At 41.9% G+C, this 6,931-nt stretch carries 4 protein-coding genes; 2 read left to right on the forward strand and 2 right to left on the reverse strand.

Annotation, left to right across the window (positions count from 1 at the left end):
- The first annotated feature begins 12 nt into the window (after window positions 1–12).
- A complete protein-coding gene (gene serS, locus AAB400_02380; protein MEK7648747.1) occupies window positions 13–1,332 on the forward strand; it encodes a serine--tRNA ligase in 1,320 nt (439 codons plus the stop codon).
- Window positions 1,333–1,529: 197 nt separating this feature from the next.
- Window positions 1,530–2,537, forward strand: a complete 1,008-nt coding sequence (locus tag AAB400_02385; GenBank protein MEK7648748.1) for a cyanophycin synthetase — start codon at window positions 1,530–1,532, stop codon at window positions 2,535–2,537.
- Here the strand turns inward: AAB400_02385 and argS are convergent.
- The gene (argS, locus tag AAB400_02390; GenBank protein ID MEK7648749.1) at window positions 2,521–4,176 is read right to left on the reverse strand and encodes an arginine--tRNA ligase; all 1,656 of its coding nucleotides are present in this window, start codon (window positions 4,174–4,176) and stop codon (window positions 2,521–2,523) included. The two genes, AAB400_02385 and argS, sit on opposite strands and share 17 nt — an antisense overlap.
- 47 nt (window positions 4,177–4,223) lie before the next feature.
- Window positions 4,224–5,993, reverse strand: coding sequence for an ABC transporter ATP-binding protein (locus AAB400_02395; protein MEK7648750.1), 1,770 nt, complete (start codon window positions 5,991–5,993; stop codon window positions 4,224–4,226).
- Between the last annotated feature and the right edge of the window lie 938 nt (window positions 5,994–6,931).

A 6,931-nucleotide genomic window follows, 5' to 3' on the forward strand; every position in this document is an offset into this window, starting at 1 on the left:
CATTACCACTATATGCTAGATATCAAAAGTATTCGTGAAAACGCCCAGGAGCTTCAAATGGCAGCACGCAATAAGGGTATTGACCTTGATGTTTCCAAGCTTCTTGAACTTGACGAAAAACGCCGGCACTTGTTGGGTGAAATTGAATCTTTAAAAGCGCAAAAAAATGCAATTAATAAAGAAATTATTGGGGCATCTCAGGATGAAAAAAAAGCAATATTGATACGTGCACAGGGCATCAAAGAGCAGCTCGAACTGCTTGATGGTGAGTATGCAATCACACATACTGCATTTGAAGAGCTCATGGTTCGCGTGCCTACGATTCCGTCTCCCGATACGCCGATTGGAAAATCGTCAGAAGATAATGTTGAAGTGGAACGGCATGGAGAGCTGCCACAGTTTGATTTCGCTCCCAAGGATCATGTGCAGCTTGGTAAAGATCTTGGCATTCTCGATTTGGAACGCGGTGTGAAAGTGAGCGGTTTTCGTGGATACTATGTAAAAGGGGATGGCGTGCTGTTGATGATGGGGTTTATTATGTATGCCCTGCAGAAGCTTGCCGCAAAGGGATACCAATTGATGATTCCCCCGACAATTGCAAAAGAATTTGTATTATTTGGTAGCGGTTATTTTAAAGGCGGTACCTATGATGAAGACACAGATGAGATCTATGAGCTTGCTTCAGGAGAAAAAGACCGTGAAGGGAAACGCCAGCAAAAATTTCTTATCGGCACCGCAGAGCCATCACTATTGGCGTACCATGCGGATGAAGTGTTGAAAGAAAAAGATCTACCGCTTCGCTTTACGGGCTTTAGCCAGTGCTATCGCAGCGAGATCGGCAGTTATAGCAAGGACTTGAAAGGAATCTATCGCGTCCATGAATTTATGAAAGTTGAGCAAGTCGTCCTCTGTAGGGCAGATATTGAAGAAAGCGACCGCATCCTTAATGAACTGGTCCAGAATGCAAAGGAGCTTCATGAAGATTTGAGATTGCCGTACCGACTACTGCAGATCTGTACCGGCGACATGGCTCCCGGCAAATACAAATCCTTTGATATCGAAGCATGGATGCCGGGAAAAGGCTCGTATGGCGAGACTGGCACCGCATCAAATTTTGTGGATTGGCAGGCGCGCCGGCTGAACGTGAAATATACAACCAGTGAAGGCAAAAATGTGCCGGTATTCATGCTCAACAATACCGCACTTCCGACTCCGCGTATTTTTATATCCATTTTAGAAAATTACCAACAAAAAGACGGTAGTGTGAGAGTGCCTAAAGTATTAGTACCCTTTGTCGGTAAAGAAATAATACGACCAACTTCAGCTACATAGATATTCTTTCTCTATAACGCTTCCGCATTAGTGTACGAAGGACTTACGGGTCCCGGGTCGTTCGCATAACTCATCCTCGATTTTCTCGGATTCAAACAGACGCTCACTCCTTCCCGTAAGCACGCTTCATACAGTCTAATGCTCTCGCTAGATATTCGAAAGAATATCTATATAGCTTAAAGTTCTTAAATCAGATTATGAAATCTTCTTTTGTTACCCCTTTGTTTGAAAAATTTGCCAAAGAGCAAGGCATAGAAATGCTTGTTGAGCCGATGTATCGCTTCGTTGCTCAGTTGGTGTTTCCTAGTGGAGATAGGCGCTATGTGAGTACGCATATTGATGGTGTAAATGGCGCTGGAGCAACCGAAATTGCCCGTGACAAAACCTATGCTTTATTTTTTTTGAAAACCATGGGTTATAGCGTTCCCGAAGGAAGAGCATTTTTTTCTCGTGCCTATGCCGATTATCTTGGAAGCGACCAAGATTCTCAAGCTGCGTGGAGCTATGCTCAACAGCTTGGTTTGCCGATTATTCTTAAACCGAATAGCAAAAGCCAGGGGAGGGGAGTATGGAAAATTCACTCTAAGCAAGAATTTGACGCAAGTCTGCATGACCTCGACAAATGGGTAGATATTTATCGCATTGAACGCTACTGCACCGGGAGGGATTACCGTATGGTCATTTATAAAGGTGAGCTCATTTGTGCGTATAAACGCGTGCCGTTGAACGTTTGCGGTAATGGCAGGTCGAACATTCGAGAATTGCTACAAGAAAAAAAGATGTGCCTTGATCAATCTGGTCGGCAGTCAACACTCGATGTACACGATAGGCGCATTGCATGGTCGCTAAGTCGGAATATGCTTTCGTTCGATTCCATTCTTGAGGAGGGAAGAATGTTCTTGCTTCTTGGCAATGCAAATTCCTCAAGCGGCGGAGATATTCGCGACGTAACAGAAACTATTCATGAATCATTTGTTGCATGCGCAAAAAAGTGTGCACGCGATATGGGTCTTACGCTCTGCGGTTTGGATATGCTTATTGATGGAGATGGTTCTTGCGTCGCTCCATCTACGATAATCGAAATAAACGCAGGGCCGGGATTGGCGAACTATGCATCATTGGGAGAGGTGCAGTATTCGCGCGTTGAAGCACTGTATCGAACGATTTTTGATTCGCTGATTCTTCCTACTACATCACCTCAATAATCGGCATGCCAAGAAGTTCTATGCCTTTCCTGAGCGTTGCAGCAATTTCTTTGATAACGCAAAGGCGCATTGCTTGAATCGTAGCATTGCCTTGGATAACGCGATTATGCGTGTAATAGGTGTTTGTTTTCTTTGCCAATGTCATGAGGTATTTTGCCAGGATATCCGGCTTATTGGCAGCAATGACATCTTCAAGTACATCTCTAAAATGCGCCAGCTGGATAATCACCGAATGTTCTTCATTTCCAAGTGCGGTTAGAAGCGATGCTGTTCGCTGTGGTTTAGGGGATGGTGCTTTTTGTAGAATGCTTTTGAGTCGTGTATAGGTATAGAGGATGTAGGGGCCTGTTTCTCCTTGAAAGTCAGTCATTTGGGCAATGTTAAACTCCACGGGGTGTTCACGGTCAGTTTTGAGATCATGAAATATAATTGCACATAACGCAATTTTCTCTGCTATTTGCAGTTTATCTTTGAGTGTTGGATTCTTCTCCTTGATAACCTTCAATACAGCATTTCTGATTTCATCGATTAAATCTTCCACAAACATAATGGTTCCTTTTCGTGTAGACATCTTCTTGCCATCGATTCGGTAAAGTCCATGAGAGACATGAACACAACGATCCGCCCATGGTTTGCCCATAAGTTCCAGTAATGCAAAAAGCTGTTTGAAATGCAACTCCTGTTCTGCACCTACTTCATACAGCATTTTGCTAAAACGATAGGTTTCGTGCCGATAGAGTGCTGCAGCAATATCTCGTGTGAGGTAGAGTGAGGTACCATCGCTCTTACAGATAAGCCCCGGCGGCAATCCAAAGGCTGAAAGATCAACGATATCTGCACCCTCTGATCGCTGTAAAAGCTTTTTCTTTTTCAAAAGCTTAATCACACTATCGAGCCGGGTGTTATAAAATGCTTCGCCATCATAGGAATCGAACGAACACCCAAGTCGAGCATAGAGTTGTTTGAAATCTTTGACGGAAAGCAAACGGAAAAGTTTCCAAAGTTTTGTCGCTTCCTTATCGCCGCCTTCAAGTTTTTTGAACCAGAGTCTGGCTTCGTCTAAGAGAAGGGGATGTTTCTCGCATTCCGCATGAAATTTTACATAGAGATCATAGAGTGTGCGAATGGGGTGTTTAGCAAGAGATCGTGGCCATTTTTTATATGCAACAATGAGCTTGCCAAATTGCGTCCCCCAATCACCAAGGTGATTGATGGCAATAGTTGTATATCCAAGTTCAGCATAGATTCGTTTTAATGATTCCCCGATAAAGGTACTGCGCAAATGCCCAACACCGAAAGGTTTTGCAATATTCGGCGAAGAATAATCGATGACAATGGATTTTTTGTTTTTTTTCTGTAGCGTCCTTTTGAGAATATCTTGAAAAAGCACATGGTGCTTTAGGTGAATATTAATATAGGGTCCCGCAGGCACGGATTTTTCAATAACTCCACTCTGCAGTTTCACTGCATATTCCGCAGCAATGTCTACCGGTGATTTGTGCAGCTCTTTTGCAAATGAAAAACAGGGAAGTGCGATATCTCCAAGATCATCCGAAGGAGGAAGTGCAAGCTGGATGGATGATGGATTAACTTTCAGTTTTTTTGCGATCAATGCAGTGAGAGTTTTTTTGAGAGTCATAGTTCTATCTTACGAGCGGCACTAGTAGGTACGCCGCAGGCACATTTCTAAGTTCCACTCTGTAATGCGTAGAGCTGACCTAAATGAGAGTCCTTATTTTTAATCAAATTATTAAACGTACCCTCCTCAATTATACCCCCTTTTTCAAAAACTATCACCCGATCAGTATCTTTGAGGGTGGAAATGCGATGAGCAACAATAATAAATGTTTTTTTATGGCCGAATGTAGAGAATAATTTATCCATAATTTTCTTTTCAGTTCTACTATCTAAAGAAGATGTTGCTTCATCGAGAAGTAGTATTGGAGAATTTTTGCAAATTGCACGCGCGATGCCAAGTCTTTGCCTTTCACCGCCAGAGAGCGAATATCCCTTTTCGCCTGTCAAAGTGTCTAATCCCTCTGGTAATGTACTTATCATTTCCTGTAAACATGCCATATCTACTGCCGTGTTCAATAGCTCCGAATCTACCTCTCGCATAAGTGTGATGTTCTCCCTTATGCTTAAATTAAATAACTCCGTCTCTTGCAGAACTATCGATATATTTTTTGTTATTTCTTCGTGGGCAATAGAGTAATAGTTTTTCTCGCCAACTTTAAATTCTCCATATTCTAATTCATATAGTCCCAAGAGAATTTTAACTAGTGTAGATTTGCCGCTACCGGATGATCCTGCTATCCCAAGTCTTTCATTCTTACTAAATGAAAAGCTTAAATTTTTAATTCCAACTTGTCCTGAAGGATACTTGAAGGTTCCCCTGTGAATAGATATGGTTTTCCATCGTGGTGGAAATTTTTCTATTCCGGTTCTGATGTTAGGTTTTTCAAGAAAAATTGGCATCATTCTCAGTAAGTTCGATTTTAATTGAATTACTTTACTCGAAATATCCGTAGCCTGAAAAGTAGCACTTCTCAAGTTATTAAAATAGGTGAAAAACACCAAAATATATCCGACTGATATAATTCCTATCACAAGTTGATGTGCAATGAGAAATAGAAATACAATCAATGCCAATCCGTTCAATGTTTGAAATGAATACCATTTTTTGATCCCGGTATTAGACAAGGAGATCTCAATATTTTTTGATTGTTCCTCGCTACCCATTACTTTTAGATGAATATCTTTTTCTACACCCAATGCTTTTATGGCAAGCATATTCCCCGTACCTTCAATATATTTGCCACTTGATTTTTCTCGAACCATGTTTAGTTCATCGCTTAGTTTTCCCAACTTTCTGTTGAAAATATATTCAATGGCAAAATACGAAAGTGAGTAAATGATTAGAAATACCAAAAATATCGGACTGAGGAATAAGAATACAAGCAAAACACCTATAAATGAAGTAGCTACAGGAAACAATTCATTATTAGTGAGTTGTGTCCATTCCGATATTGACTGGCTGCCATTGAAGATTCTTTGTACTTTGTTTCCGCTATTTTCCTTGGAATGCCATTGTAAAGAAAAATCCATCAGTCGCTCAAATCCCTCAACTCTTGCGGTTGTTTTTGCGGCAATAGCAATTCTATCCAACCTATTCTTGCAGGATAAACGGATGAAGGCAACGATAATACTGGATATACCAACAAAAAGAGCGTAAAAATAAAAAGTTTGTAACGAATCCCCTGCATGATAATTGGTAAAAAAATCAACTATTTTACCAAGAATAAAAGGTGGCACTAATTCATAAAAGTGAATTGTGAAAAGTAATAGGTTAAAACCAATCCACCTGTGTTTATTCCTGCCCAAAAAGTGCCAAATAGATTTGGGCACATCTAGCCAGGATAGTTTTTCTGTTTCTGAATTATCTGATTCGTTCATAAATGAACCTTCTCTTCTCTTAATGTAATTGTACGTTTAGTATATATGAAGAAAACTTGGTGTGCCAGGTTTTTCTTATTTCATTTTCAAATAAAAAAAATCCTAGGCTCACGGGACCTAGGGCTTTGCTGTACTAAGCAGCGCCTCGGCATTGCCTCGCGATCGCACTCCTTGCGGAAGTGCACTCAGCAGAGTCTTTGCTTTTTCTCAAATCCATTTGTTTAACACAGAGTCCGTAAATCATGCAACCTGGTGAACAACCAAGCGCTACTCTTATGCCAAGAAATGAGAGAGGGGTGCAGGCGGGTGGTGACGAGGAGGTCCTAGCCAACCAATCCCGCCTGCGTTCTGAACACGATCGAAATGGAACCTGCTTCGGGGGTCGTAGGCACCAGGTGGTGCTTTTGACGTGAAGCTTGTTCGACTCACCAACCGCAACGGCATGCCGCGCGTATCAATGAATCGTGGGGTCCAGGGAGATGACAGTGACTTCCTTGCGGCAGTCACTAATCCCAAGAGTGAGTTTGCTTTTGCGCCAGCCAGTGTGAACAAGCTGGTCAGGTTTCCAGGCCTGATTGATGTTTTTTAGCCAGTCGACGTCGTTTGTACAACATCTTGTGACCTATCAGAGGAGCTCTTGATCTTTGGGGCGAACCTTACAGACCAATTACTTTTCAATGAAATCCTTTTTAAAGGGACTCTATTGTCTGACGAACTCGGGGATCTTGCGATTCCTTTTACCTGGGGACAACCTAATGCCCGAAGGTGAGTTCTGAACACTGTGCTAGGCATAGCTTTGATGATTTTGAGTCTTTCAACGTCACTTGCGTGTCGTCAACTCGACCTATCAGAGGAGCTCTTGATCTTTGGGGCGAACCTTGCAGACCAATTACTTTTCAACAGAATCCTTTTTAAAGGGACTTATTGTCTGACGAACT

The organism is Patescibacteria group bacterium (assembly GCA_038065255.1).
Classification (GTDB): Bacteria; Patescibacteriota; Patescibacteriia; order JACQRZ01; family JACQRZ01; genus JBBTRI01.